Origin of the sequence: Mycobacterium sp. ST-F2, from assembly GCF_001905655.1 — a bacterium.
In the GTDB taxonomy this organism is placed as follows: domain Bacteria; phylum Actinomycetota; class Actinomycetes; order Mycobacteriales; family Mycobacteriaceae; genus Mycobacterium.
Genome location: NZ_JMHT01000052.1, coordinates 29,035 through 55,450, shown reverse-complemented (window position 1 = coordinate 55,450; position 26,416 = coordinate 29,035). Strand labels below are relative to the sequence as shown.

General features: G+C 68.7%; 21 protein-coding genes. 13 read left to right on the top strand and 8 right to left on the bottom strand.

Annotated features, from left to right (window positions below; translation table 11 throughout):
- The 5 genes from EB75_RS18700 to EB75_RS18680 form a co-directional block, all read left to right on the top strand.
- Positions 1-930, top strand: a 930-nt coding sequence (locus tag EB75_RS18700; protein WP_142239696.1) for a KR domain-containing protein, incomplete at its 5' end; no start/stop codon positions are given.
- Between the two features lies 1 nt (position 931).
- The gene (locus tag EB75_RS18695) at positions 932-6,004 is read left to right on the top strand and encodes a non-ribosomal peptide synthetase (RefSeq protein WP_073696823.1); all 5,073 of its coding nucleotides are present in this window, start codon (positions 932-934) and stop codon (positions 6,002-6,004) included.
- Positions 6,001-10,374 (top strand): non-ribosomal peptide synthetase, encoded by a 4,374-nt coding sequence (locus EB75_RS18690; RefSeq protein WP_073696822.1) that lies wholly within the window; start codon positions 6,001-6,003, stop codon positions 10,372-10,374. The genes EB75_RS18695 and EB75_RS18690 overlap by 4 nt, the downstream gene beginning before the upstream one ends.
- A complete protein-coding gene (mbtG, locus tag EB75_RS18685; RefSeq protein ID WP_073696821.1) occupies positions 10,371-11,663 on the top strand; it encodes an NADPH-dependent L-lysine N(6)-monooxygenase MbtG in 1,293 nt (430 codons plus the stop codon). The genes EB75_RS18690 and mbtG overlap by 4 nt, the downstream gene beginning before the upstream one ends.
- The gene (locus EB75_RS18680) at positions 11,641-11,853 is read left to right on the top strand and encodes an MbtH family protein (RefSeq protein ID WP_073696820.1); all 213 of its coding nucleotides are present in this window, start codon (positions 11,641-11,643) and stop codon (positions 11,851-11,853) included. The genes mbtG and EB75_RS18680 overlap by 23 nt, the downstream gene beginning before the upstream one ends.
- Before the next feature lie 13 nt (positions 11,854-11,866).
- Here EB75_RS18680 and EB75_RS18675 read toward each other — a convergent pair whose 3' ends face one another.
- Positions 11,867-12,196, bottom strand: a complete 330-nt coding sequence (locus EB75_RS18675) for a type II toxin-antitoxin system VapB family antitoxin (RefSeq protein WP_073696819.1) — start codon at positions 12,194-12,196, stop codon at positions 11,867-11,869.
- Positions 12,197-12,377: 181 nt separating this feature from the next.
- On the opposite strand from EB75_RS18675, the gene hrcA reads away from it, so the two are divergent.
- The 3 genes from hrcA to EB75_RS18660 are packed head-to-tail and all read left to right on the top strand — an operon-like array spanning position 12,378 to position 15,355.
- On the top strand, positions 12,378-13,409 hold the full coding sequence (gene hrcA, locus EB75_RS18670; protein WP_073696818.1) for a heat-inducible transcriptional repressor HrcA: 1,032 nt from the start codon (positions 12,378-12,380) through the stop codon (positions 13,407-13,409).
- Positions 13,410-13,450: 41 nt separating this feature from the next.
- Positions 13,451-14,602: a molecular chaperone DnaJ gene (dnaJ, locus tag EB75_RS18665; RefSeq protein ID WP_073696817.1), complete on the top strand. Its 1,152-nt coding sequence runs from the start codon at positions 13,451-13,453 to the stop codon at positions 14,600-14,602.
- A gap of 15 nt (positions 14,603-14,617) precedes the next feature.
- Positions 14,618-15,355, top strand: coding sequence for a 16S rRNA (uracil(1498)-N(3))-methyltransferase (locus EB75_RS18660; protein ID WP_073696816.1), 738 nt, complete (start codon positions 14,618-14,620; stop codon positions 15,353-15,355).
- Here the strand turns inward: EB75_RS18660 and EB75_RS18655 are convergent.
- Genes EB75_RS18655 through EB75_RS29365 form a run of 6 tightly spaced genes read right to left on the bottom strand, consistent with a single transcriptional unit; the run spans position 15,352 to position 20,347 of the window.
- A complete protein-coding gene (locus EB75_RS18655; protein ID WP_073696815.1) occupies positions 15,352-15,882 on the bottom strand; it encodes a hypothetical protein in 531 nt (176 codons plus the stop codon). The two genes, EB75_RS18660 and EB75_RS18655, sit on opposite strands and share 4 nt — an antisense overlap.
- Before the next feature lie 5 nt (positions 15,883-15,887).
- On the bottom strand, positions 15,888-16,202 hold the full coding sequence (locus tag EB75_RS18650; RefSeq protein ID WP_073696814.1) for an ESX-1 secretion-associated protein: 315 nt from the start codon (positions 16,200-16,202) through the stop codon (positions 15,888-15,890).
- 18 nt (positions 16,203-16,220) lie between these two features.
- Positions 16,221-17,714, bottom strand: coding sequence for an EspA/EspE family type VII secretion system effector (locus tag EB75_RS18645; protein WP_073696813.1), 1,494 nt, complete (start codon positions 17,712-17,714; stop codon positions 16,221-16,223).
- A 44-nt stretch (positions 17,715-17,758) separates the two neighbouring features.
- On the bottom strand, positions 17,759-18,337 hold the full coding sequence (locus tag EB75_RS18640) for a hypothetical protein (protein ID WP_073696812.1): 579 nt from the start codon (positions 18,335-18,337) through the stop codon (positions 17,759-17,761).
- 3 nt (positions 18,338-18,340) lie between these two features.
- Positions 18,341-18,655 carry an ESX-1 secretion-associated protein gene (locus EB75_RS18635; protein WP_073696811.1) on the bottom strand — a complete coding sequence of 105 codons (315 nt, stop codon included), beginning with the start codon at positions 18,653-18,655 and terminating at the stop codon, positions 18,341-18,343.
- 21 nt (positions 18,656-18,676) lie between these two features.
- Positions 18,677-20,347, bottom strand: a complete 1,671-nt coding sequence (locus EB75_RS29365; RefSeq protein WP_073696810.1) for an EspA/EspE family type VII secretion system effector — start codon at positions 20,345-20,347, stop codon at positions 18,677-18,679.
- A gap of 276 nt (positions 20,348-20,623) precedes the next feature.
- On the opposite strand from EB75_RS29365, the gene EB75_RS18625 reads away from it, so the two are divergent.
- The 5 genes from EB75_RS18625 to era all read left to right on the top strand — a co-directional run bounded on the left by EB75_RS18625 (position 20,624) and on the right by era (position 24,843).
- A complete protein-coding gene (locus tag EB75_RS18625) occupies positions 20,624-20,839 on the top strand; it encodes a hypothetical protein (RefSeq protein WP_073696809.1) in 216 nt (71 codons plus the stop codon).
- A 148-nt stretch (positions 20,840-20,987) separates the two neighbouring features.
- A complete protein-coding gene (locus tag EB75_RS18620; protein ID WP_073696808.1) occupies positions 20,988-22,049 on the top strand; it encodes a PhoH family protein in 1,062 nt (353 codons plus the stop codon).
- 4 nt (positions 22,050-22,053) lie between these two features.
- Positions 22,054-22,590: an rRNA maturation RNase YbeY gene (ybeY, locus tag EB75_RS18615; protein WP_020102089.1), complete on the top strand. Its 537-nt coding sequence runs from the start codon at positions 22,054-22,056 to the stop codon at positions 22,588-22,590.
- Entirely contained in the window at positions 22,587-23,936 is a 1,350-nt protein-coding gene (locus EB75_RS18610) for a hemolysin family protein (RefSeq protein ID WP_073696807.1), read from the top strand. Before ybeY ends, EB75_RS18610 begins: the two co-directional genes overlap by 4 nt.
- On the top strand, positions 23,929-24,843 hold the full coding sequence (era, locus tag EB75_RS18605; protein ID WP_053854020.1) for a GTPase Era: 915 nt from the start codon (positions 23,929-23,931) through the stop codon (positions 24,841-24,843). The genes EB75_RS18610 and era overlap by 8 nt, the downstream gene beginning before the upstream one ends.
- A 141-nt stretch (positions 24,844-24,984) precedes the next feature.
- On the opposite strand, the gene EB75_RS18600 is transcribed toward era, so the two are convergent.
- A complete protein-coding gene (locus tag EB75_RS18600; protein WP_073696806.1) occupies positions 24,985-26,409 on the bottom strand; it encodes an amidase in 1,425 nt (474 codons plus the stop codon).
- Between the last annotated feature and the right edge of the window lie 7 nt (positions 26,410-26,416).

Genomic DNA, 26,416 nt, shown 5'->3' with positions numbered 1-26,416 from the left:
CTCTTTTGCGGCCGGCCCCTGGCCGGGGGGGCCCCCCGCCGCATCGTGCTGGTGAGCCGCAGCGGCACCGGCGCGCAGCAACTGGCCGGCCTCGACGGCACCGACGTGGTGTCGGTGCAGTGCGATATCACGTCGCCCCAGCAGGTTTCGGCCGCCGCGGCGGCCCACGGCGGTGACGGTGCGACGCTCGTGGTCCATGCGGCCGGCGCGGCGGCGTTCGGCACGACGGTCGCGGCGGACGAATTCATCGCCACCGCGGCTGCGAAGGTCGGGGGTCTGGCCCGGCTGGCCGAGTACTGGCCGCTGCGTCCGGATGCCCGAATTCTGGTGTGCTCGTCGGTGTCCGGGCTGTGGGGCGGTCTCGGCCATGTCGCCTATGCCGCCGTGAACCGCATGCAGGATGTGCTGGCCGGCCAGTTCCGCGCCAAGGGCCTCGACTGTGTGGCGGTGCGGTGGGGACTGTGGCCGGGCGCCGGCATCGCCGTTCCCGAGGAGGTGGCGCGGATCGAGCGCGCCGGGCTCCGGGAAATGGATCCCGAGGTCGCCATCGAGGCGGCACTGGGGACCCACGCGCCCGCGCCGCTCATCTTCAGCGCCGATGCCGAGCGGCTGGCGATGCTGCTCGGCGCGACCACCGATATCGCGGAACCGACTGTAGCGCAGCAGGTTCCGGCCGTCATGGGAGAACGCCCCGAGGACGTCGTTCGTCATGAACTGTCCACCGTCCTCAAACTGGGCGACCCGGCCGCCATCGACTTGACCGCGGCCCTATTCGACCTGGGCCTGGATTCGCTGCTGGCACTGGACCTGCGCAAGCGGCTGCGCCGGGGCACCGGCCGGTCCGTGCCGCTGGCCGGGTTGCTCAGCGGCATCACCGGTATCGAACTGGTGGATTTGCTAACCGATAGAACAGAAAAGGTGGAGAGCTAGCGTGACCGAGACCGATATCCGGGACCTGCGCACGCGAGGAGCAATTGAGGACGACGCGCGCCTGGAGCTGTTGCGGCGCAAGCTCGCCGAGCGCGGCCTGCAGTCCCAGGGCGAGCCGCAGTCGCACGACGGCACGCCTGTCGTGCCGGTGCTGTCCGACGGCCAGCGCCGGATGTGGTTCGTGCAGACCGCAGACCCCGCGGGGGCACTGCTCAATGTCTGTGTGTCCTTTGCGATCACCGGCGCGCTCGACCACCAGCGGCTGCGGGATGCGGTGAACGCGGTGGCCGGCCGTCACCCGGTCCTGCGCACCACCTACCGGGCCGATGCGACGGGCGAGCCCGGGCTGACGGTCCACGACGAACTGGCGCCGGGCTGGAGCACGCACGACCTCAGCGAGCTGTCCGAATCGTCGCGCGCCCTGCGGCTCGAAGTGCTGGCACAGCGGGAATTCGGTACGCCGTTCCAGCTCGACACCGAATCACCCTTGCGGATCAGCCTGATTCGCATTGCGCCCACAGAGCACATCATGCTGCTCACCGCCCACCACATCGCCTGGGACGACGCCTCGTGGCAGGTCTTCTTCGCCGACCTCACGCGCGCGTACGAGGGTGCGCAGCTGGCTGAGCTGATTCCGGCGGTCGGGCCCGCCGCGGACCACACGGAGGAACTCGAGTACTGGCGCTCGGTGCTCGCCGATCCGCCTGAGCCCCTGGAACTTCCGGGCCCGCACGGCTCGCTCGTGCCGACCGGTCACCGCTCGCAGCGCGTCACCCGGCGCATCGGGGCCGACACGGTTGCCCGGATCGCCGAGTTGGCCCGGCAGACCGGGGCCACTCCGTACACGGTGCTGCTGGCCGCATTCGGTGCCCTGCTGCACCGCTACACCCACGCCGACGACATCCTGGTCGCCACCCCGGTTCTCAACCGCAGCGGCGGCACCGAGGACGCACTGGGCTACTACGGCAACACCGTGGCGCTGCGGCTGCGCCCCGAAGCGCGCCAGAGTTTCGGAGAGTTCGTCACGCAGGCCAAGGACACCACGCACGGGGCCTTCGCTCATCAGCAGATCAACCTGGACCGCGTGGTGCGCGAGCTGAACCCGGACCGCCGCCACGGTGTGGAGCGGTTGGCGCGAGTGTCGTTCGGTGCTCGCGAAGCCGACGGCCGGGGCTTCTGCCCGTCCGGAATCACCTGCCGCCGGGCCGAGTACCGGGGCCACCAGACCCAGCTGCCGCTGGGCTTCATGGTCGAATTCGACGCCGACGGCGCACTGGTCGAGGCCGAGTACCTGACCGAAATCCTCGACGCCGCACTGGCCGAGCAACTGCTGCGGCACTACGTGGTGCTGCTGGAGTCCGCGCTGACCGACCCGGCCCGGGCGCTCGCCGAGCTCGATCTGATGGACGAGCACGACGCCGACTGGGTGCGCCGGATGGCGACCGGGGAGCAGTTCAGCACGCCCGACACGACGCTGGCCGCACTGATCGAAGCCCAGGCCGAGCGCACCCCGGACTCGGTCGCCGTCGCGTACGAGGGCCGGTACTACACCTACCGCGAACTCAACGCCGAGGCGAACCGCTTGGCGCACTGGCTGATCGGCCAGGGCATCGGCACGGAGGACCGTGTCGCGGTGCTGCTGGAGAAGTCGCCCGAGTTGGTGATCACGGCGCTGGCCATCGTCAAGGCCGGCGGTGTGTACCTGCCGGTCGACCCGACCTACCCCGAGGACCGGCTGTCGTTCATCCTGAGCGACGGTGACCCGAAACTTCTTATCCGCGAGCCCATCACCGACCTCGACGGTCGGCGCGACGACAACCCGACCGATGCCGATCGGGTGCGGCCGCTCACGGCGGCCAACACCGCCTACCTGATCTACACGTCGGGTTCGACGGGTCTGCCCAAGGGTGTCCCGGTGCCGCACCGTCCGGTCGCCGAATACTTCGTGTGGTTCGTCGACGAGTACCAGATCGACGCCGACGAGCGGCTGCTGCAGGTGGCCTCGCCGAGCTTCGACGTGTCCATCGCCGAGGTGTTCGGCATGCTGGCCTGCGGTGCGCGCCTGGTCATTCCGCGCCCGGGCGGCCTCAACGACATCGGGTACCTGACCGAACTCCTGCGCACTGAGGGCATCACCTCGATGCACTTCGTGCCCTCGCTGCTGGGGCTGTTCCTGTCCCTGCCGGGCGTCAACGAATGGCGCAGCCTCAAGCGGGTGCCGATCGGTGGCGAAGCGCTGCCGGGCGAGGTGGCCGACAAGTTCCACGCCACGTTCGACGCGCTGCTGCACAACTTCTACGGGCCGACCGAGACCGTCATCAACGCCAGCCGGTACCGCGTCGAGGGCAAGCAGGGCACGCGCATCGTGCCGATCGGCAAACCAAAGATCAACACGCAGATGCACCTGCTCGACGACGCGCTGCGCCCCGTTCCGGTCGGCGTCATCGGCGAGATCTACATCGGCGGAACTCATGTCGCGCACGGTTACCACCAGCGCCCCGGCCTGACCGCCGAGCGCTTCGTCGCAGACCCGTTCACCGAGGGCGGCCGGCTCTACCGCTCCGGCGACCTGGCCCGGCTCAATGCCGACGGTGACATCGAGTTCGTCGGCCGCGCCGACGAACAGGTCAAGATCCGCGGCTTCCGCATCGAACTCGGCGAGATCGCCGCCGCCATCGCGGTGGACCCCAGCGTCGGCCAGGCCGTCGTCGTGGCGAGCGACCTGCCCGGGCTGGGCAAGAGCCTCGTCGGCTACCTCACCCCGGCCGAGCGCGGCGACCTGGAATCGGTTGACGTGCAACGGATCAAGGCGCGGGTGGCGGCCGCGCTGCCGGAGTACATGGTGCCGGCCGGTTACGTCGTAATCGACGAAATCCCGATCACCGCGCACGGCAAGATCGACCGCCGCGCGCTGCCGGACCCGGACATCCAGTCCCGCACCGCATTCCGCGAACTGACGACCGACACCGAGCGGAAGGTGGCCGAGCTGTTCGCCGACCTGCTCGGTGTCGAGCAGGTCGGTGCCGACGACTCCTTCTTTGAACTCGGCGGACACTCGCTGCTGGCCACGAAGCTCGTCGCGGCGATCCGGGCGCGGTGCAATGCCGACATCGGGGTGCGTGAGGTGTTCGAGCTGGGCACCGTCGCCGAGATCGCTGCCCGGGTCGACACCGGGGCGCCGCGCAACCGCCCGCCGCTGCTCGCGATCGAGCACACCGGCCCGCGCCAGATGTCGGCATCGCAACTGCGCCAATGGTTCCAGTACCGCATCGACGGTCCCGGCCCGGTCAACAACATCCCGTTCGCGGCCCGCATCACCGGCCCGTGCGACGTCGACGCCTTCGTCGCCGCGCTCGGTGACCTGGTCGAGCGCCACGAGGTGCTGCGCACCACCTACACCGAAATCGACGGCGTGCCATACCAGGTCGTGAACGACCCGGCTCCGCTACCGGTGCGCCGCGCGCGCGGCGCCGACGAGGAGTGGTTGCAGGCCGAACTCGACGCCGAACGCCGCTACGTTTTCGACCTGGAAGCGCAGTGGCCCATCCGCGCCGCGGTGCTGTCCATCCCGGGGCAGCACGTGCTGTCGATCATGGTGCACCACATCGCCGCCGACCACTGGTCGGCCGGCGTGCTGTTCACCGACCTGGTCACCGCCTACCGGGCGCGCCTCAAGCAGCGGGCACCCGAGTTCGCGCCGCTGCCGGTGCAGTACTCGGACTACGCCGCCTGGCAGGCAGCGCTGCTGGCCGACGAAACACTTGCCACACAACGGGATTACTGGCGCACCCAGCTGGCCGAACCGCCCGCCGACCCGGGTCTGCGTCCCGACTTCACCCGGCCGCCCGTACTCTCGGGCGAGGGTGCGTCGGTGCCGTTCGTCGTCGATCCCGAGGTGCGGACCAAGCTGACGGCGCTGACTCGCGAGGTCGGCATCACCGACTTCATGCTGTTGCAGGCCGCTGTGGCGGTGGCGCTCGCGAAATCGGGTGAGGGGCTCGATATTCCGCTCGGCACCCCGGTGGCCGGGCGCACCGAGGCCGAACTCGACGCGCTGGTGGGCTTTTTCATCAACATCCTGGTCCTGCGCAACGACCTGGCCGGTGATCCGACCCTGCGCGAGATTCTGGTGCGGTCCCGGGACACCGCGCTGGCCGCCTACGCACACCAGGACCTGCCGTTCGACCACGTCGTCGACGCGGTCAGCCCGGCCCGGTCGTTGTCGCGCAACCCGCTGTTCGGTGTCGTCGTGCACGTGCGGGAGGACCTGCCCACCAACCACGTCATCGATTCCCGCGCTGAGGGTGACACCACGTTCACGGCGCTTGAGCCGACGTTCGACGTGGCGCACGCAGACCTGTCGGTGAACTTCTTTGCCACGCAGGACAGTTACCGCGGGCACCTGATCTTCCGCACCGACCTGTACACGGCGGAGACGGCACAGCGTCTCGCCGATCGGTTGGTCCGGGTGATCACCGCCATCGCCGAGAACGCGGATCTGCGGCTGCGGGACCTGCGGGTCGACGACGCGGTCGAAGGCAGAGATGGGGTGCTCGTGCTCGATGAGTGGCGCCAGCCTGTGGGCGTCGGTGTCGTCGGCGACATCTACCAGAATGCCGAACCCACAGGCGAACGCGGCAGGTGGCTGGCCACCGGACAACTCGAGCGCATCGAGGCTGTTCAGCTGCGTGCGGCCGGAACCGGTTCGGGGACTGCGGAACCCGCCCGCACCGACACCGAACGGGCCCTCATCACCCTGCTGGCCGAGGTGCTCGAGGCAGGAGCAGAGATCGGCCGGGGCGACGACTACTTCAGCCTCGGGGGTGACAGCATCAAGGCGGTCCAGCTGGCGGCCCGTGGCCGCGACGCCGGCATGAAGCTGACCGCCCGCATGGTGTTCGAGTACCCGACGGTGCACGAGTTGGCCGCGGCGATCGACGCCCGGTCGTCGGCGGAAACCCCAGGGGCACACGGTGAGGACCGTGAGCACGCACCGATGACGGTGTCGGGGCTGTCCGCCGACGAACTGGCCGAGCTGACCGCCTCGTGGACCTCCTCTCAGGGGCCGCAGTGACGACACTGCAACCAGCGCCGGTCATCGAGGACGTCCTGGCGCTCAGCCCGCTGCAGCAGGGGCTGTACTCGATGGCTCAACTCGATCAGGCGGACGACCCGTATCTGATCGCGATGTCGGCCGACATCGAGGGTGACGTGGACGCGGCCCTGTTACGGGACTGCGCGGCAGCGTTGTTGGTGCGCCATCCGAACCTGCGGGCCAGCTTCGTGCAGGCCGGGTCCCGCACGGTGCAGCTGATTCCGAGTGCGGTCGACCTGCCGTGGCAGCGGCTCACTGCCGAGTCGGCCGCACACGCCGATGCCCTCGAAGCGCAGGAACGGCGCCGGCCGTTCGCGCTGGAGCGCGGGCCTGCCCTCCGCTTCCTGCTCATCGAAATGCCGGGGCAATGTTGGCGTTTCGCGGTCATCGCGCACCACATCGTCATCGACGGGTGGTCGCTGCCGTTGTTCGTCGGCGAGCTGTTGGCCCTGTACGCCGGCGGTGGCGACATCACGGTGTTGCCCGCCGCGCCGCGCCCGTACCGCGATTACATCGGCTGGCTCGCGGCCCGCGACCCCGAGGCCGGCCGCCGGCTGTGGCAGCACCACCTGGCGGGGCTCGACGGCCCGACGATGCTGGCGCCGGCACTCGGGTCGGGCGAACTCGGCGACGACCTCCCGCACACCACCGAGATCACGGCGCCGCGCGACGAAACCCACCGCCTGGTCGAGGCGGCGCGCGCCCGCGGTGTCACCGTCAACACCCTGACCCAGATGGCCTGGGCCGCAATCCTGTCGGTGCTCACCGACCGGCGCGACGTCGTCTTCGGTGTCACGGTCTCGGGCCGGCCGGGGGAGCTGGCCGGCGTCGAGTCGATGGTCGGTCTGTTCATCAACACCGTGCCGCTGCGAGTTCGGCTGGATCCGCTGCGCGGCGTCGGCGAGCAGTGCCTGGCGCTGCAGCGGGACGCTGCGGAATTGCGTGAGCACAGCTACCTGTCACACACCGAACTCCGATCCCTCGGCGGTGTGGGGGAGTTGTTCGACAGCCTCCTCGTCTACGAGAACTTCCCGCCGGGTGCCCTCGTCGGCAGTGGCGAATTCGACGTCCGCGGAGCCACATTCCGGCCCCGCGCGCTGCAGAGCCTGGCGCATTTCCCGATCACTGTCGCCGCTCACCTGACCGACGGTGAACTGACCATCCTGGTCGAGACGAAAGACGGTGCGACCGGGCTGCTCTCGCCCGACACGCTCGGCCGGCAGGTGCTTGCGGTGATGCAGCGCCTCGTCGACTGCTGGGACCGTCCGCTGCGGGACGTCGGCATCCATCTGACCGCGCCCGACCTGGCGTGCACGCCTGCCACCACGGAAACCGGTGGCATCCACGAGAAGTTCACCGCCACCGCGCGCAACAAGCCGGGATCGGTGGCGCTGACCTACGACGGCGGCGCCCTGACCTTCCGTGGTCTTGACGAGGCGTCCGACGCCGTCGCGGCGGAACTGCGGCGCCGCGGCGTCGCAGCCGAGACGCCGGTGCCTATGCTGCTGCGCCGTGGCCCCGACTATGTGGTCGCGATGCTCGGCGTGCTCAAGGCCGGTGGCCTGATCGTCCCGCTGGATCCCTCGATGCCGGCCGACCGGGTCGAGGAGATTCTGCGCCAGACCGACGCCTCGGTGGTCGTGGACGACGCCCTGGTGGCCGCCGCATACAGCACGCCGCGCGGCGAATTCGAGCCGGAGCCAACGTATCCCGGCCAGGGGGCCTACGTCGTCTTCACGTCGGGCACCACCGGCAAGCCCAAGGGCGTGGTCGGCACCCATGCCGCGGTACTGGCCTACGCCGCTGACCATGCGGCTCGGGTGCTGCGGCCCGCGGTCGCGAAAGCCGGTCGGCCGCTACGGGTTGCGCACGCCTGGTCGTTCACGTTCGACGCGGCCTGGCAGCCGCTCGCCGCGCTGCTCGACGGTGATGCCCTGCACATCGTCAGCGATGAGGTGCAGCGCGACGCCGAGGCGCTGGTGGCTACCATCAGCCAGTACGGCCTTGACCTGATCGACACCACACCGTCGATGTTCACCCAGTTGCAGGCCGAAGGTCTGCTGACGACGGTGCCGCTGACGGCGCTGGCCCTCGGCGGCGAAGCCGTCGACGCGAACGCGTGGGCGGCCATCCGCGGTGAATGCGACCGCACCGGCATGTCGGCCTACAACTGTTACGGCCCAACGGAAACCACAGTCGAAGCCGTCGTGGCTGCATTCACCCAGCACGACGCGCCCTCGATCGGGCACCCGACCACCGCGACGCGTGCCTACGTTCTCGACGCCTGGCTGCGCCCGGTGCCGGATGGTGTCACCGGTGAGCTCTACCTGGCTGGTGGACAGCTCACGCGCGGTTATCTGGGCCGCGCCGGCGAGACCGCCGCGCGATTCGTCGCCGACCCCTTCGTGCCCGGCGCGCGGATGTACCGCACCGGTGACGTGGTGCGCCGTGATCCGGTCACCGGCGGGCTGCAGTTCCAGGGGCGTTCTGACGATCAGGTGAAGATCCGCGGTTTCCGCGTCGAACCCGGTGAGGTTGCCGCGGTGCTGCACGGGCACCCGGGAGTGCGGGCGGCGCACGTCACCGTCCGCCGCCACGGCAGTGGGCCACGGTTGGTCGCCTACGTCGCCGGCACGGCCACGGCCACCGCGTTGCGGCGGATGCTGGCGTCGCGGCTGCCGAGATACCTGGTGCCGCACCACATCATTGCCGTCGACGAGATTCCGCTGACCGTCAACGGCAAGGTGGACGACGCCGCGCTGGCTGCGGTCGATGCCGCGGCAGGCGCTGGGCAGGCAGCGGCTCCGGCGACCGCCACCGAACAGGAGGTGGCCCAGTTGTTCGCCGACGTCCTCGAAGTGGCCGATCCGTCGGGCCTCGACGTCACCGCCGATTTCCTCGATCTGGGGCTCGACAGCATCGTCGCACTGTCGGTGGTGCAGGCCGCGCGCCGTCGCGGGCTGGCCTTGCGGGCGCGGATGATGCTGGACTGCAGCAGCATTCGTGAACTGGCCGACGAACTGGACGCCGAGGACGAGTTGGCCGCAGCGGCTGTCGACGACTCCGGCCCGGTACCGGTGCTGCCCAACGTGCATTGGCTGTATCAGCACGGCGATGCCCGCCGCCTGGCCCAGACCCAGGCGCTGCGGCTACCCGATGCCATCACCGCCGAGCAATTGACCACGTTGCTCGACAACGTCATTGCCGCCCACCCCGCCCTGCGCAGCCGCCTGGACCGGGCCACCATGACCCTGGTCGACCATCCGGTGGGGGGCGTCCTCTCCGAGGTCACCGTCGACGGCGACGGCGACGGCGACGTCGTGGCCGCGGTCGCCGAGCAGACCGATCTCGCGGTCGAGCGACTCGATCCGGAGCAGGGACGCCTGCTGCACGCGGTGCTACTGCACACGGGATCCGGCGGCAAGGTGCTGGTCCTCAGTGCTCACGTCCTCGCCGTCGACCCGGCTTCCTGGCGAATTGTGCTCGGCGAGTTGGAGAACGGCTGGCACGCCCTGACCTCCGGGGCCGAACCCGCGACCATCCGCGAGCACACCAGCTACCGCGCCTGGTCCCGGCTGGTTGCCGAACGCGCCCAGCGCCTCGACACCGCTGACTTCTGGGAAGCCCAGGTGGCCGGCCCGGATCCCGCGCTCGGTCGCCGCCGCGTGCGGCCCGAAACCGACTGTGCCGCAGATGCGGTGGTATCCATGGCGATCATCGACCCGGACCTGACCGCACGTCTGCTCGCGGCCGGCCAGCCGGTCACCGATCTGCTGGCCGCCGCGACCGCCCGCACCGTCACCCGCTGGCGGCAGCGCCGTGGACAGGACACTCCGGCTCCGCTGGTGGCGCTGGAGACCCACGGTCGTGCCGACACCGTCGTCTCCGGGGACCGGGTCGACACCGGCGACACCGTCGGCCTGTTCAGCGCCATCTACCCGCTGCGGATCAGTTCCGAAGCGCCACACCAGGTCAGCGCCGAGATCGCGGCGGTACCCGGCCACGGTATCGACTTCGGGCTGCTGCGCTACCTGCGTGCGGACACCGCCGAGCGGTTGTCGGCGTACCCCGAGCCTCAGGTGCTGCTGAACTACCTGGGCCGGGTGCACCTCGGTGCGAGCGGTGACGCGCTGCGACTCGACGGTGCGCTGCTGGCCGGCGCGTCACCGGTGCCCGAACCGAACCACGCCGTGCACCACGAGCTGATCCTGATGGCGGGGGTCATCGACCATGACGGCGCCGCGGCGCTCGGTGTCCAATGGCGCACGGTGCCAGACATTCTCAGTGCAGACGACATTCGCGAAATGCAGCAGCTGTGGGAATCGCAGCTCAGGGAAGTGGTGAAATGACCGAGACCCGAAACACTTTGGCCGTCATCGGCGCCGGTGCGAAAGCGGTGGCCGTGGCCGCCAAGGCTGCCGAACTACGGGCCATGGGCGTGGGCGCGCCCGACGTCATCGCCGTGGAACGTCTTGGTGTCGGGGCCAATTGGCAGTCCGCCGGCGGTTGGACCGACGGCCGGCACCGGCTGGGCACCGGACCCGAGAAGGACGTCGGCTTCCCATACCGGTCGGCGCTCGTGCCCCGCCGCAATGTCGAACTCGACGAACGGATGATGCGGCACAGTTGGCAGTCGTACCTGATCTCGACAGGACAGTTCGCCGAGTGGATCGACCGCGGCCGGCCCGCGCCCACCCACCGGCGCTGGAGCCAGTACCTGGGCTGGGTGGCGGAAAACGTTGCCATGCAGGTGATCACGGGCGAAGTCACCCAGCTGTCGGTGGACGGCGACCAGTGGGTGCTGCACTGCCGTGATCAGCAGGTCCGCGCCGACGGCGTGATGATCACCGGGCCGGGACAGGCCGAGCGCTCGATTCTCCCGGGGCACCCGCGGGTACTGTCGATCGCGCAGTTCTGGCACCGCGTCGCCCAGGACGAGCGCATCAACGCCGAACGCGTGGCGGTCATCGGCGGTGGCGAAACCGCCGCGACCATGCTCGATGAGCTGTTCTCCCACCGGGTCTCGACCATCACGGTCATCTCGCCGGGCGTCACCCTGTTCACCCGCGGCGAGGGCTACTTCGAGAACACCCTGTTCTCCGACCCGACCGGGTGGGCCGGGCTCAGCATCACCGAACGCCGGGATGCCATGGCCCGCACGGACCGCGGCGTGTTCTCCGCCCGCGTCCAGGATTCGCTGCTGGCCGACGACCGCATCCGGCACCTGCGCGGGCGCGTCGCCCATGCCGTGCCCCAACAGGACCGAATCCGGTTGACCCTGCAGACCGAACGCGAGTCCGGCAACCTGGAGACGGTGCACGGTTTCGACCTCGTGATCGACGGCTCCGGTGCCGACGCCATGTGGTTCGCCCCGCTGCTGAGTCAGGACGCGCTCGACCTACTGGAACTCGGCATCGGTGCTCCGCTGTCATCGGACTCGCTGCAGCGGTCCATCGGCTACGACCTCGCCGTCAGCGGCGTCACGCCGAAGTTGTTCCTGCCCAGCCTGTCCTGGCTCACCCAGGGCCCCGGATTCCCGAACCTCAGCTGCCTCGGTCTGCTCAGCGACCGCGTGCTGGGTGCCGAACTGTCCCCACAATCCGCGAGGAGTTGCCATGAGCAGCAATCCGTTCGATGACGAGAACGGTGCGTTCTACGTCCTGATCAACGACGAAGAGCAGCACAGCCTGTGGCCGGTGTTCGCCGACGTGCCCGCTGGCTGGCGGGTCGTGTTCGGTGAGAGCACGCGTGCCGACTGCCTGGCCTACGTCGAAGAGACCTGGACCGACATCCGGCCCAAGACGTTGCGGGATTCCCTGGCCGGCTGATGCCGGCGCGCCGTCACTGGCCGTTCGGTGCAATCTGCTGCGACAGCGGCACATCCATGTCGTACACCCGGGCGTGCAGCACGACCCGGTTCCGCAGCGCCGACCGCACCGCGCGGTGCAGGCCGTCTTCCAGATAGATGGTGCCCTGCCAGCGCACCGCATGGGGGAACAGATCGCCGTAGAACGTCGAATCCTCGGACAGCAGCCGATCCAGGGCCAGGACCGTGGTGGTGGTGACGATCTCGTCGAGGCGCAGCTGTCGCGGCGGAATCTGGGCCCATTCGCGGTAGCTCAGCCCGTGCTCGGGATAGGGCTTCCCGTCGCGCACTCCTTTGAAAATCATGAGTAGATCACTCCGCAAGCTCCCCGTGCGCCGAGCGGGTCCGCGGTGACAGCGTCGGCATGGCTCTGACCCTAGCGGGTTGACCCGGCGTTTGCCGACGCATCCGGCCGCCAGATAGCCTCTGTGACCCGGCGGAATCCAGCGTCACCGTAAAATGGGCGGAGAAAACTGGAGGTGACGAATGGGAAGTGCCGACGACCGTCGCTTCGAGGTGCTGCGCGCCATCGTCGCGGACTTCGTCTCCACCAAGGAGCCCATCGGCTCCAAGACGCTCGTGGAGCGCCACAACCTCGGTGTGTCGAGCGCCACGGTGCGCAACGACATGGCCGTGCTCGAGGCTGAGGGCTACATCACCCAGCCGCACACCAGCTCGGGTCGCGTGCCCACCGAGAAGGGCTACCGGGAGTTCGTCGACCGGATCGACGACGTCAAGCCACTGTCGTCCGGCGAACGCCGCGCGATCCTGACGTTCCTCGAATCCGGGGTCGACCTGGACGACGTGCTGCGCCGCGCGGTCCGCCTGCTGGCGCAGCTGACCCGGCAGGTCGCCATCGTGCAGTACCCGACGCTGTCGCGGTCCACGGTGCGCCACCTGGAGGTCGTCGCGTTGACCCCGGCCCGGCTGCTGCTGGTGGTGATCACCGATACCGGACGCGTTGACCAGCGGGTTGTCGAACTCGGCGACTCCATCGGCGAGCATGAGCTGGCCCAGCTGCGCGAGCGCCTCGGTGCGGCCCTGGAAGGCAAACTGCTCTCGGCCGCGTCCATCGCGGTGGCCGACCTGGCGTCGCAGATGGACGGTCACGGCGGCCTCGGCGACGCAGTGGGCCGCGCGGCGACGGTGCTGGTCGAGACCCTGGTCGAGCACCAGGAGGAGCGGCTGTTGCTCGGCGGCACCGCTAACCTGACACGCAACACCGCCGATTTCGGCGGCTCCCTGCGGTCGGTCCTGGAGGCACTGGAAGAGCAGGTCGTGGTCCTGCGGTTGCTGGCCGCCCAGCAGGAGGCAGGTAAAGTCACGGTACGCATCGGCCACGAAACCGAGGCCGAGCAGATGGCAGGGACGTCCGTCGTGAGCACCGCCTACGGAAGCTTGGGCAAGGTTTACGGCGGCATGGGCGTGGTGGGCCCCACCCGGATGGACTATCCGGGCACCATCGCCAACGTCGCGGCCGTCGCCCGGTACATAGGCGAGGTCCTGGGCACCCGGTGAGGGTGCCCAGCAATTCGAGAGATTAGGCAAGGTTCTTAGGCGTGGCACGCGATTACTACGGCCTGCTCGGCGTGAGCAAGGGCGCCAGCGACTCGGAGATCAAGAAGGCCTACCGCAGGCTGGCCCGGGAACTGCACCCCGACGTCAATCCCGACGAGGGCGCGCAGGCCCGGTTCGCCGAGATCAGCACCGCTTACGAGGTCCTCAGCGACCCGGACAAGCGGCGCATCGTCGACCTCGGTGGTGACCCCATGGAGAGCGCCGGCGGTGGCGGTGGGGGCGGCGGCTTCGCCGGCTTCGGTGGCCTGGGCGACGTCTTCGAGGCCTTCTTCGGCGGTGGTGCGTCCTCGCGCGGTCCGATCGGCCGGGTGCGCCCCGGTTCGGACTCGCTGCTGCGCCTGCGGCTGAACCTCGAGGAGTGCGCGACGGGCGTCACCAAGCAGGTCACCGTCGACACCGCGGTGCTGTGCGACCTGTGCCAGGGCAAGGGCACGCACGGCAACTCCAAGCCGTCCCGCTGCGACACCTGCCACGGTCAGGGCGAGGTCCAGACCGTCCAGCGGTCGCTGCTCGGCAACGTGATGACCTCACGCCCCTGCCCGGTGTGTGGCGGGGTCGGTGAGGTCATCCCCGACCCGTGCCACCGTTGCGGCGGTGACGGCCGCGTGCGTGCGCGTCGTGATGTCAGCGTCAAGATTCCGGCGGGTGTCGGAGAGGGTATGCGGGTGCGCCTGGCTGCCCAGGGCGAGGTCGGCCCGGGCGGTGGACCCGCCGGCGACCTGTACGTCGAGGTACACGAGCAACCGCACGAACTGTTCCTCCGCGACGGCGACGACCTGCACTGCACCGTCTCGGTGCCGATGGTCGACGCCGCGCTCGGCACCACCGTGACCGTCGACGCCATCCTCGACGGGCCCACCGAGATCACCATCGCGCCCGGTACCCAACCCGGTTCGGTCACCACACTGCGCGGCCACGGCATGCCGCACCTGCGGTCCGGGGTCCGCGGCAACCTGCACGCGCACATCGACGTGGTGGTGCCGTCCCGGCTCGACCACCGTGATCTGGAGCTGCTGCGCAAGTTCAAGGAGCAGCGGTCCCGCGACGTCACCGAGGTGCGGTCGACGCAAGCGGTGGCCGGCGGTGGTGGCGGTCTGTTCAGCCGCCTGCGCGAAACCTTCAGCGGCCGTTAGCCTTCGGGGCTTCTGGTGAGCCGGGCGCTGTTCTACGTCGATGCGGTACCGGAGGTCGGCGGGCTGGCCGTCGTCGACGGCGACGAGGGATTCCATGCGGCGACGGTGCGGCGCATCCGTCCGGGCGAAGAGCTCGACCTGTCGGACGGTGACGGGACGTTGGCGCACTGCGTCATCGAGGACGCGGTGAAGGGGCGGCTGACGGCGCGGGTGCTGTCGGTCACCGAGGTCCCGGCCGCGGTGCCGGCGGTGACGGTGGTCCAGGCGCTGCCCAAATCCGAACGTTCCGAGCTGGCAATCGAATTGGCCACCGAGGCCGGTGCCGATGCCTTCGTGGCCTGGCAGTCCGAACGGTGCGTCGCGCGCTGGGACGGTGCGGCCAAGGTGGAGAAGGGGTTACGACGGTGGGCCGCGGTGGCCCGGTCGGCGGCTCGGCAGTCGCGGCGCCCGTACGTGCCGTCGGTCAACGGCCCGGTATCCACGACTGAGCTGGTCGCCTCGATCGGTACAGGCATCACGCTGGTGCTGCACGAATCGGCCGAAGTGGCGCTGCGCGACGTGATTTCGCCGTCGACCGAAGCCGTGACACTGATCGTCGGACCGGAAGGCGGTATCACCGACGGCGAGGTGGCGGCCCTGGTGGCCGCCGGCGCCGTCGCCGTTCGCCTGGGACCGTCGGTGCTGCGGACGTCGACCGCGGCGGCTGTCGCGTTGGGCGCCCTGGGGGTGCTGACGCCGCGCTGGCAGGTCTAGTACTCGCCCCGCAGGTACTGCGCCCGCGCCTCGGACTCGGCGGCCAGTGACTCCTCGGGCGTCGGCAACTGCATGTGCTGCTCGATGTAGTCGCAAGCGGCAGCCCGATCCAACCCCTGATAGATGAGCATCTGTTCGATCAACAGGTGCTGCACCGCCCGGCCCTTCAGGTTGGCCAGTTTGGCGGTGGCCAGAACTTGTTGCGCGAGTTGAGATTCCGGCATCCGGGCGACCTCGGGGGAGAGCGCGACGCGTTGGATCCGTCCGCCGGTACTGGCCTGCACGGTGATGGAACCGGCAGGGTTGGAGACATTCACCCAGACCGGGACACTCGGGACCGGGGTCGTATCCGGCGCGGGTGGCTCATACTCGGCGACCGGGGGCTGCGGGTCCCAGTCGCCACCGGGCACCCAGCGTTCTTCATGCATCGGCTCGTCGTACTGCGTTGGAGCCCAGGCAGTTTCGGGCTGGTCATCGGCGGGCCAGCCGGTGTCGTCCTCGTCGGGGTCATCCCAGTCGCCGGGCATGTCGATCAGCGCGGCATCGGGGTGTGGTTGATGTTCTCGCCGCCCTGGGCGTCGGCGCGCTCGTACTGCCCGGCGGCGGTCATGAGGTCTTCGGCCGTCTGGGTCACCATGGTCTGCAGGTTGGTGCAGGCGGTGGTGCGCGCTGTCATGGCAGTGGACACGGCGGAGGCCGTGGCCGAGCAGATGGTGCCGTGCGTCGATGTCACCTTGGCGGCCACCCCCGCGGTGGCACTGCTCGCGGCGGGGTAGTGCGCAGCGGCTTCGCTCTGCTTGCCCGACAATTCCCGCAGCTTCCCGGGGATGACTTTCAGGTCGGTCATGATGCGATCCTCTCGGGGTTACGTCTCGGTCGTGATGCGCGGCGGCGCATCCAGATTGGCCGGATCCAGGCTGACGTGGACGGTGCCCTGCGCCTGCTCGGGCTGGACGTCGAACTCTACGCGGCGGACCCCGTCGTCGACCGCGACGTGGATGGGCGGGCGCCCCGCGCCGCCGTCACCGGCAGCAGAACCGGCCGCGTCCTTCGGTTCCTCGCCGGGTTTGTCCTCTTCGGCCTTGTCTTTGTCTTCTTCCTTGTCCTTTTCTTCGGCCGCATCCTCGGTGCCGTCTTTGCCCTTGTCGTCCTTCTTCTCCTGTGCGGCCGAAATCGCCTGACCGATCAGTTCGCCCAACGACCCGAGCCCACCGCCGGCTCCGCTGCCACCGGCAGGAGACCCGCCACCCGACGGCGAGCCGCCGCCCATGGATGGCATGCCGCCCATCGGGGAGCCGCCGCCGGACCCGCCGGAAGCGCCTGCCGCGCTGGGCATGTCCATTTGCGGCATCTTCGGTGCGCCGGGCGACCCCCCGCCGCCGCCGCCGGAACTCCCTCCACCACCCGAACTCCCGCCGCCACCGCCGGTGTTTCCACTCGGCGTGGTGCCCGGTTTCGGGGGCTCAGCGGTCGGCGGCTTCGGCGCCGACGGCGGGGGAGCCGTGGTAGCCGTCGCCACCGTCTGGTAACCGCTTGCCGCCGCGGTCATTTCGGTGGCGTTGGTGGCGGCGTGGGCCGTCATGGTGCTCATGACCTGGCCGGCGGCGGCCATCGCGATGTTGGTCGCGGTGATCTGCTTGACCTGCCACCCGACCAGATCGCCCATGTGCAGCGACATCACCGCCCCGGGAATCGCCAAGGACAGCATTGTGGAGATGACGTCCAGCTGCTTGCGCGCTGCGGCGAGCTGCCCTGCTTCTCGGGCAAGGATTTTCGCGACGGCGGCGTCGGCCTTGGCGATGGCGGTGGTCTGCTCGATCTGGCTCTTGTTCTTGGTCGAGTAGGCGCTGGCGCCGCTGCCGGACCAGCTGTCGCCGGGGACCGCCTGCCCGAGAGTTGTGGCGCCCGACTTCAATTCGGCGGCGCCCTTGCTGAACGACTCGCCATTTTCGGGTGCGCCGGTGCCCAGTTGCTTGGACATCTTGTCGAGGTCCTGCAGGCCACGCGCGATGATCGGCGTCTCCCACGACGCCATCTCGAACAACTTGCCGGCCATCTCCGCACCATCGGCGACCAGTCCGCCGACGGCCATGACACCGTTCATGATCGCGTTGTTGACGTCGCCCAGGAGCCCGAGTTCGGCTGCCACGGTGTCTTTGACGCCGTCGACCAGACCTTCGACCAGTTGTTCACCGCCGTCGAGAACGGTTTCGCCGACCTCACTCAAGGTGTGGGTGTAGGTCTGAACGCCTTCGGCCAACGCGTGGCCGACCTCATCGACCGCGTGGTCGACGCCGCTGACAACCTTGGCGGCGCCACGACCGACATCGGTCAGGAAGTCTGTGAGCCCGCCGAACATCTATGCCGCCCAGGCGCGTTCGCCGGCCGGCCGCGCGTCGGCACTCAATGTTCACCGCGGAGGTAGGCGGCCTCGGCCGCGGCGACCGCGGCATCGGCTTGGCGCGGTGTCGGCAGGTCCGGCGCGTTGGTCTCGATGATGGCCTCGACGCGGTCCTCGTCGAGTCCTTCGGCCGCGAGGACGCCTTCGATGAGGGCTCGTTGCACCGCACGGCCCTTCATGTTGGCGAGCTTCGCCGTCGCCAGGATGCTGCGGGTCAGGTCGGCCTCGGTCAGGGAGGCGGCCCCTGGGGCGAGTTTGATCCGCTGGATCGAACCGGCGATGGACGCCTCGGCCGTGACGTTGCCCGCGGGATCGGCCACCGCGAACACCACCACGCGCGGCGCGTCGTCATCCTGCGCTTCTTCGTCGTCCGCTGCCGGGGTGGCTACGGTCTCCATCGCTACTGCGTACGAGTCGGTTTCGGCTGACGCGCCGGGATTTTCGTCCGATGTCACGATCAGATCCAGCCCCGAGTCCTCCGGGTCCGGGTCCTCAGTGCCGTCCGTGGCGAAGTAGTCGAGCGCGCCGTCGGGTTCGGCGAGGTGCTCGTCGTCGTGGTCGTCCCAAGAATGGTCTGGCATCGATCAGATCTGCATCTGCTTGCTGAGGTTGGAGCCTTCCTGCGCGTCCGTCTGGTCGTACCGGGCCCCGGCCGTCGTCAGATTCGATGCGAGCTTGCGCGACTTGTTCATCATCTGCTCGCAGGCGGCCTTACGTGCGTTGTTCGCGGCGCTCAGGGCCGACTGGGTCGACATGCACAGCGGCCCATGGGTGGCCAGCACCTTGACCTCGACATAGGACGTGGTGTTGCCGGCAGCGCTGAACACCGCTGCGGCGTCGTTCTGTTTGGTGGAGAGTTCCTGCAACTCCGAGGTCTCGACGCTGAGCTTGCCGCCCATGTGTTGCTCCTTTGTTGAAGACTAGATTTCGGTCGTGATGCGCGGTGGCGCAGTGGGATTCGCGGGATCGAGGCTGACGTGGACGGGGCCCTTGGCGGTCTCGGGATCGACGGCCACCTCGACGTGGTGGGCGCCGTCGTCGAACGACACCTGGATGGGTGCGCGGCCCGCCGGTGACTCGGTTCCGGCCTGCGCACCCGGCGGCTTCTCCTCGGCAGGTTGGGCGTTGGGGTCGGCGGCCGGGTCGTCCGGCTTGCCGTCGCCGTCCTTGTCCGCACCGAGCGCGTTGGGATCTTGCGCGTTCGGATCCTGAGCGCCCGGGTCCTGCTTGCCCTGCTGTGCAGCTTGAGCCGCCTGCGTCGCGGTTTGCGCGGCCTGTCCCGCGAGACCGGCGAGGGTACCGAGGAGACCTCCGCCGCCACCACTGCCGGAGCCGCCACCCATCTGCGGCATGGACGGCATGCCGCCCATGCCGGCACCGGCGCCGGTGCCGGCGCCCGATGCCGCTGGGGCCGAGGGCATTTCGGGCACCTTCGGCATGCTCGGGGCGCCGCCACCGCCGGACCCTGAACCGGAACCGCCACCGGAGCCTGAACCGCCGCCGGAGCCCGAACCACCGCCGCCTCCGGTGCCGGTACCCGTGCCGGTGCCGGGCGGATTGCCCGTGGGGGTACCGGTGCCCGGGCCGTACGGCGAATCCGTGGTCGGCGCGCTGGGCTTGCCTGGGTCGCCGGAAGGATTGCCCTTGCCGTCATTGCCGGTGCCGGCCGGGGGCGGAGGCATGGTGCTCAGCGGCGGAGCGTGCGACGCGGTCTGGTACATGCTCGTCGCCTGGCTCAATCTCGATGCGTTGCTTGATGATTGAGACATCATGTTGTTCATCGCCATGGCGGAGGCCGCGGCGGCGACGGCGACGGAAGCGGCCTGCAGCGCAAGTGATTCCGGGGCGCCGACGACCGTCGCCTCCAGCGCCATGCAGACGGGGATCATCGCACCGAGGCAGGTGGCGATGTTGTCCATCGTCTCGCGTCCGGCAGCGACCTGGTCGGCTTCTTCGCCCAGGATTTGCACGACGAGGTTGTCGGCCTGCAGCAACTGTTCGGCACTGCCGATCTGCTCGGCATTCCGGCTGGAATACGCCGACGCGGCACTGCCGTGCCACTCGTTCGGATAGGCGGTGCTGAGTCCGTCGCCGGCGGCCTGAAAAAGCTCGGCGCCGTCCGAGAACGATTCCCCGGTGTCCGGGTCGCCCATTCCGAAGCCGAGCGCCGCGAGCGTCAGCCCGTACATGCCGACCTCGATGATGGGGGTCGGTGCGGCCGCAGGCAGGAGCAGTTTTGCGAGATCGCCCGCGTCGCTCACCAGCCCGATGGCGCCCATCGGATCGCCTTGCATCAGCTTCTTGACGTTCTCCCCGATGGATTCGGCGGTGTCGAGGGCATCGCTGGCCTTGCCGAGGACGTCGTTGATCTTCTCGCCGAGGCTGGGCGCGTCGCCGCCGTCATGGTTGCGCCGGCTCGGGTTGCCGTCGTGTTGGTTGCCGCGCCGCGGGTTGTTGCCGTCGTGGTCGTTGCGGTCCGGGTGTGGGATGGGCCGCGTGGGCTCGTCGTCGTGGCGCGGGCGGTGGTCCCGATTGTGCGGCGTCGACGGATGATCCGATCTGTTGTTGCCGCCACGATGACGCGGACCCATGCAGAACCCTCCCCGATTCCTCAATCGCCCCGGCGGACCCTCGCCGGTGAAATCGAGCCTAACAGCGCTGCAAGCCCCTCCATTGCGCTAATTCGGAACTCCGTGACATGGCGAATAGGTCGATTCGTGTGGCCTGGGGCACAGCAATTCCTGCCAGTAAACATTAATTTCCTGCCAGCGGAATTAATCCCTTGACCTGCCTGTTTACATGGATGTCACAGCGGCTCGGGCCGCAAGGGGACAAAGACGGACAGAAGAAGCGAAGGGCAACACACCATGAAGAATTTCGGAATTGCAGCAGTTATCGCCGGTGGATTGGCCGCCGGTGCCATGGGGTTCGCCGTTCCCGCCGTGGCCGCCGTCGGCCCGGCACCGACAGGAGTGCAGGCAACCGTGGTGCCGACGGGCGTTGACCACCTGAACTGGCTGGATGACGTCCACCAGGGCGCCAAGTCACCCAAGGTCGACTCCAACGTCCACCAGAGTCGGTAATCGGCGACTACAACTACGAAACCCGCGGGCGGTACCGGATCGGTACCGCCCGCGGCTGCGTGACCAGCCAACTCATTGGGCGTCACATCGGCCCGGCGGTAGAATGTGATCCTCAGCTCGACCCAAGAAAGCAGGCATCGAAAACCACGTGACGCCCCGCGATACGAACGCCGCCGCGTCGCGCTCCTCGGAGCTCGACCCGTCGGTTCGAAGCAGCATCACTGTTCCGCCTGATCTTGTGGTGGGCCTGCTCGGCTCGGCCGACGACAATCTGCGAGCCCTCGAGAATCTGCTGGCGGCCGATCTCCATGTCCGCGGCAACTCGGTGTCGATCTCCGGACGGCCCGCTGACGTGGCGCTGGCCGAGCGCGTGATCAGTGAGCTCATCGCGATCGCCGCCGGTGGCGGGTCGCTGACCCCGGACGTCGTGCGCCGCAGTGTCGGCATGCTCGACGACGCCGACAGCGAGTCACCGGCTCAGGTGCTGACGCTGGACATCCTGTCCCGGCGCGGCAAGACGATCCGTCCCAAGACGCTCAACCAGAAGCGCTACGTCGACGCCATCGATGCCCACACCATCGTCTTCGGCATCGGCCCCGCCGGTACCGGCAAGACCTACCTCGCAATGGCCAAGGCCGTCAGCGCATTACAGACCAAGCAGGTCAGCCGGATCATCCTGACGCGGCCCGCCGTCGAAGCGGGGGAGCGCCTCGGCTTCCTGCCGGGCACCCTGAACGAGAAGATCGACCCGTATCTGCGGCCGCTGTACGACGCGCTGCACGACATGATGGATGCCGAGATGATCCCGAAGCTGATGGCAGCCGGGGTGATCGAGGTTGCGCCACTGGCATTCATGAGGGGCCGCACATTAAATGACGCCTTCGTCATTTTGGACGAAGCGCAGAACACCACCGCCGAGCAGATGAAGATGTTCCTGACGCGCTTGGGTTTCGGTTCCAAGATCGTCGTCACCGGTGACGTCACGCAGATCGACCTGCCGGGCGGCATGCGGTCGGGTCTGCGGTCGGCCATCGAGGTGCTCGACGGCATCGAGGACATCCACATCGCCGAACTCACCAGTGCAGATGTGGTGCGCCACAAGCTGGTTTCGGAGATCGTCGACGCGTACGAAGCAGCGGAAGCCAAAGTGAGCGAGCACGGTCTGGCCAACCGTGCGCACCGTAGAGCCACTGGCCGGACGAGGCGGTGACGGCGTGACGGTCGAGGTTTCCAACGAGTCGGGAATCGATGTATCCGAAGACGAACTGATCAGTGTCGCGCGGTTCGTCATCTCCAAGATGGACGTCAACCCCGCCGCTGAACTCTCGATGGTCCTGGTGGACCAGTCGGCCATGGCCGATCTGCACATGCGCTGGATGGACCTGCCCGGTCCCACCGATGTGATGAGCTTTCCGATGGATGAGCTCGAGCCCGGTGGCCGTCCGGATGCGCCCGAGCCGGGCCCGTCGATGCTCGGCGACATCGTGCTGTGTCCCGAATTCGCCGCGAATCAGGCTGAGGCCGCGGGACATTCGCTGGGCCATGAGCTGGCCCTGCTGACCGTGCACGGCGTGCTGCACCTGCTGGGCTACGACCACGCCGAGCCGGACGAAGAAAAAGAGATGTTCGACCTGCAGCGCCAGCTGCTCGAAGAGTGGGTCGCCGACCAGGTGCACGCCTACCACAAGGACCGGCAGACCGAGAAAGACCGCAGGCTGCTCGACAAGTCGCGGTACTTCGACGAGCCGTGACCGGGTTGACGCCGTTGATCGGCGCCATAGTGCTCGCTGCGTTCGGCGGGGTGTTCGCGGCCATCGATGCGGCCATCAACACGGTTTCGATCGCCCGTGTCGACGAGCTGATCCGTGATGAGCGGCCCGGCGCCGTGCGGCTGGCGAAGATCATCCGGAACCGGCCACAGTACGTCAATCTCGTTGTGCTGCTCCGGGTTATCTGCGAGGCATCGGCGACCGTCCTGCTGGTCGACTACCTCGATGAGCTGATGACGCGAGGGTGGGCGCTGGTGTCCGCCGCCGCCATCATGGTGGTCGTCAGCTTCGTGGCCATCGGCGTGGGCCCGCGCACTGTCGGGCGCCAGAACGCCTACTCCATCTCCCTGATCTCGGCGCTGCCGCTGCAGGTGATCTCGGTGCTGCTGACCCCGATCAGCCGGCTGCTGGTGCTCATCGGAAACGCCCTGACCCCGGGTCGCGGCTTCCGCAACGGACCGTTCGCCTCGGAAATCGAGCTGCTCGAGGTCGTCGATCTGGCGCAGCAGCGCGGCGTGGTCGCCGCCGAAGAACGCCGAATGATCAAGTCCGTCTTCGAACTCGGCGACACCCCCGCGCGCGAGGTGATGGTGCCCCGCACCGAGATGGTGTGGATCGAGAGCGACAAGTCGGCGGGTCAGGCGACCTCGCTGGCGGTACGCAGCGGGCACTCCCGCCTCCCGGTCATCGGCGAGAATGTCGACGACGTCGTCGGCGTCGTCTACCTCAAAGACCTTGTGGAGCAGACGTACAACTCCACCAATGGCGGCCGCGAGACCAAGGTGGCCGAGGTGATGCGTCCCGCGGTGTTCATGCCGGACTCCAAACCACTCGACGATCTGCTCAACGAGATGCAGCGCACCCGCAACCACATGGCGCTGCTGGTCGACGAATACGGCGCCATCGCCGGCCTGGTGTCCATCGAGGACGTGCTCGAGGAGATCGTCGGCGAGATCGCCGACGAGTACGACACCGACGAAGTGCTGCCGATAGAAGAACTGGGCGACAACCGGTTTCGGGTGTCGGCCCGGCTGCCGCTGGAGGACCTGGCCGAACTGTGCGGCTTCGAGATCGACGACGATCTGGACGTGGACACCGTCGGCGGGCTCCTGGCGCACGAGCTGGGCCGTGTCCCACTGCCCGGCGCGGAGGTTCAGGTGTCGTTCCCGTCGCGTCGATCGCAGCACCCGGCGGTCCTCCAATTGCGCGCCGAGGGTGGCCGGGACCATCGCGGTCGGGTCCGGATCGGCACTGTCCTGGTGACCCCGGTCGAGCCCGAGGATGTTGAGGCTGCTGACGCCGTCGAAGAAGGAGAATCCGATGAGTGACGAATTCCATTCCGGCTTCGTCTGTTTGGTGGGCCGGCCCAACACCGGCAAGTCGACGCTGACCAACGCCCTCGTCGGTACCAAGGTCGCGATCACGTCGAACCGGCCGCAGACCACCCGGCACACCATCCGCGGCATCGTGCACCGCGAGGACTTCCAGATCATCCTGGTCGACACACCCGGTCTGCACCGGCCGCGCACGCTGCTCGGCCAGCGACTCAACGAACTGGTCAAGGACACCTATTCCGAGGTCGACATCATCTGCCTGTGCATCCCGGCGGACGAGGCCATCGGGCCGGGCGATCGCTGGATTTACCAGCAGATCCGCACTGTCGCACCGAGAACCACGCTGCTGGTGGTCGTGACCAAGACCGACAAGGTGCCGCGGGACAAGGTGGCCGCGCAACTGCTGGCGGTCAGTGAGCTCACCGAGGGCAAGTCCGAGATCGTGCCGGTGTCCGCCGTGGCGGGTGAGCAGGTCGACGTCCTGATCGACGTGCTGGCGAGCAAGCTGCCGCCGGGACCGGCGTTCTACCCGGATGGCGAACTCACCGACGAACCCGAAGAAGTGCTCATCGCGGAACTGATCCGGGAAGCCGCGCTGGAAGGCGTCCGCGACGAGCTGCCGCACTCACTCGCGGTGGTCATCGAGGAGTTCACTGAGCGCGAAGGCCGTACCCCGGAGCAGGGCGAGATGTGCGACATCCACGCCATCATCTACGTCGAGCGCGACAGCCAGAAGGGCATCGTGATCGGCAAGGGCGGCTCACGGCTGCGCGAGGTCGGCACCGCGGCGCGCACCCAGATCGAGAAGCTGCTCGGCACCAAGGTGTACCTGAACCTGCGGGTGAAGATCGCGAAGAACTGGCAGCGCGACCCGAAACAGCTTGGCAAGTTGGGCTTTTAAACACCTACGCGAGCGGCCGTGTCTGTACACGACACGCCGGTCTCGACGTGCAGTTATGGGCCGCTCGCGGCTGGCGAGCGGCCCGTGCCGTACGCAGATAGACGGTGTGTCGCGTACAGACACGGCCGCTCGCGGGAAAAACTAAGTGGTCCACCAGTTGTCGGGCTGCTTGGTGGCCCACCCGCTGATGGCCTCGAGGCTGGCGGCCAGCGAGATCAGCAGCGGCTCACTGCCTTCGGGGCCCATCAGCTGCACGCCGATGGGCAGCCCGTCTGAGGTGAACCCGGCCGGGATGTTGATCGACGGCCAGCCGAGCGCGTTCCACGGCCAGCACACCGGGCACGCCGCAATGATGGCGCGGTCGGTGGCGGTGCTGCCGAGCCGGTCGAAGGCGTCGATCAGCGGCGGGGGCTGCGCGGTGGTCGGCGCCAGCACCACGTCGACGAGGTTGAAGATCCAGCCGATCCGGCGCGCAAGGGTCTTTTCCCGCCGCCGCGCCTGCCGGAGCGCGTGTTCCGACAGCAGCCATCCGGTGCGGACGTTGGACCGGGTACGACGGTCCAGCGCCACCTCGGGTCCGACACGGTCGCGCCATTCGGCAAGTCCCGAAGTGGAGCGCGCCAGGAAGTCCAGGGACAGTTGTAGGCCGTATTCGGGGTCGTCCGGCCGGACGGTGTGCCCGAGCTCTTCCAGTTGTCCTGCAACGGTATTCAGCGCGGTCCGAATTTCCGGATGCAGCCGGGCCGGGAACAGCGTGAAGGGAAACTTGGTGGACAGCGCGACGCGCAGGGGGCCCGGCGCCCGGCCGACGGCCTCGGCCGCCGCGATGGGCGGCGGCTTGTGCAGATCGCCCTCGACATTGCCGGAGGCCGCGTCGAGCAGCAGCGCGGCGTCGGCCACCGTGCGGGCCAGCACCCCGTTGACCGTGATGCCGTTGAAGGCCTCCGGCAGCGGCCAGGTGGAGATCCGTCCGCGCTGCGGTTTGATGCCGACCAGATGGGTCCACGCGGCGGGGATGCGGACGCTGCCCGCGCCGTCGGATCCGATTGCGGCAGTGACCAATCCGGCCGCGACGGCCGCGGCGCTACCACCCGACGACCCGCCGGGGGTGTGCTCGCGCGACCAGGGGTTGCGGGTGTGGCCGAAGCCGGGGCCACTGGTGAACGGCCACTGGCCGAGCTCACAGGTGTTGGTCTTGCCGACGATCACCGCACCGGCCGCCTTCAGCCGCCGCACCACCTCGGCGTCCTCGGTGGCGGGGCGCACCGGGCCGTCGGTGCCGAAGCGGGTGGGCACGCCCGCGACGTCGACGTCGTCTTTGATGGCGATGGGTACGCCCAGGAGTGGAAGATGTTGTCCGGCAGCACGTTTGCGGTCCGCTTCAGCGGCGTCGGCCGGCGCCTGTTCGGTGAAGACCACCCGGAAGGCGTTCAATTCGAGCTGGCTGGCCGCGATGGCGTCCAGCGACTGCCGCACGATCTGCTGGGACGTCACCGCACCGCTCGCGAGCCGGTACAACTGCTGGGTCAGAGTCGGGAATCGGGGCGGAGCGGATGGTTCGGCCATGTCGATT

Excerpts from the sequence above, each read along its gene's own strand:
- mbtG (WP_073696821.1), top strand. The coding sequence starts at position 10,371 with ATGACCGAGACCCGAAACACTTTGGCCGTCATCGGCGCCGGTGCGAAA.
- EB75_RS18680 (WP_073696820.1), top strand. The coding sequence starts at position 11,641 with ATGAGCAGCAATCCGTTCGATGACGAGAACGGTGCGTTCTACGTCCTG.
- EB75_RS18675 (WP_073696819.1), bottom strand. The coding sequence starts at position 12,196 with ATGATTTTCAAAGGAGTGCGCGACGGGAAGCCCTATCCCGAGCACGGG.
- hrcA (WP_073696818.1), top strand. The coding sequence starts at position 12,378 with ATGGGAAGTGCCGACGACCGTCGCTTCGAGGTGCTGCGCGCCATCGTC.
- EB75_RS18655 (WP_073696815.1), bottom strand. The coding sequence starts at position 15,882 with ATGCCCGGCGACTGGGATGACCCCGACGAGGACGACACCGGCTGGCCC.
- EB75_RS18650 (WP_073696814.1), bottom strand. The coding sequence starts at position 16,202 with ATGACCGACCTGAAAGTCATCCCCGGGAAGCTGCGGGAATTGTCGGGC.
- EB75_RS18645 (WP_073696813.1), bottom strand. The coding sequence starts at position 17,714 with ATGTTCGGCGGGCTCACAGACTTCCTGACCGATGTCGGTCGTGGCGCC.
- EB75_RS18640 (WP_073696812.1), bottom strand. The coding sequence starts at position 18,337 with ATGCCAGACCATTCTTGGGACGACCACGACGACGAGCACCTCGCCGAA.
- EB75_RS18635 (WP_073696811.1), bottom strand. The coding sequence starts at position 18,655 with ATGGGCGGCAAGCTCAGCGTCGAGACCTCGGAGTTGCAGGAACTCTCC.
- EB75_RS29365 (WP_073696810.1), bottom strand. The coding sequence starts at position 20,347 with ATGGGTCCGCGTCATCGTGGCGGCAACAACAGATCGGATCATCCGTCG.
- EB75_RS18625 (WP_073696809.1), top strand. The coding sequence starts at position 20,624 with ATGAAGAATTTCGGAATTGCAGCAGTTATCGCCGGTGGATTGGCCGCC.
- era (WP_053854020.1), top strand. The coding sequence starts at position 23,929 with ATGAGTGACGAATTCCATTCCGGCTTCGTCTGTTTGGTGGGCCGGCCC.
- EB75_RS18600 (WP_073696806.1), bottom strand. The coding sequence starts at position 26,409 with ATGGCCGAACCATCCGCTCCGCCCCGATTCCCGACTCTGACCCAGCAG.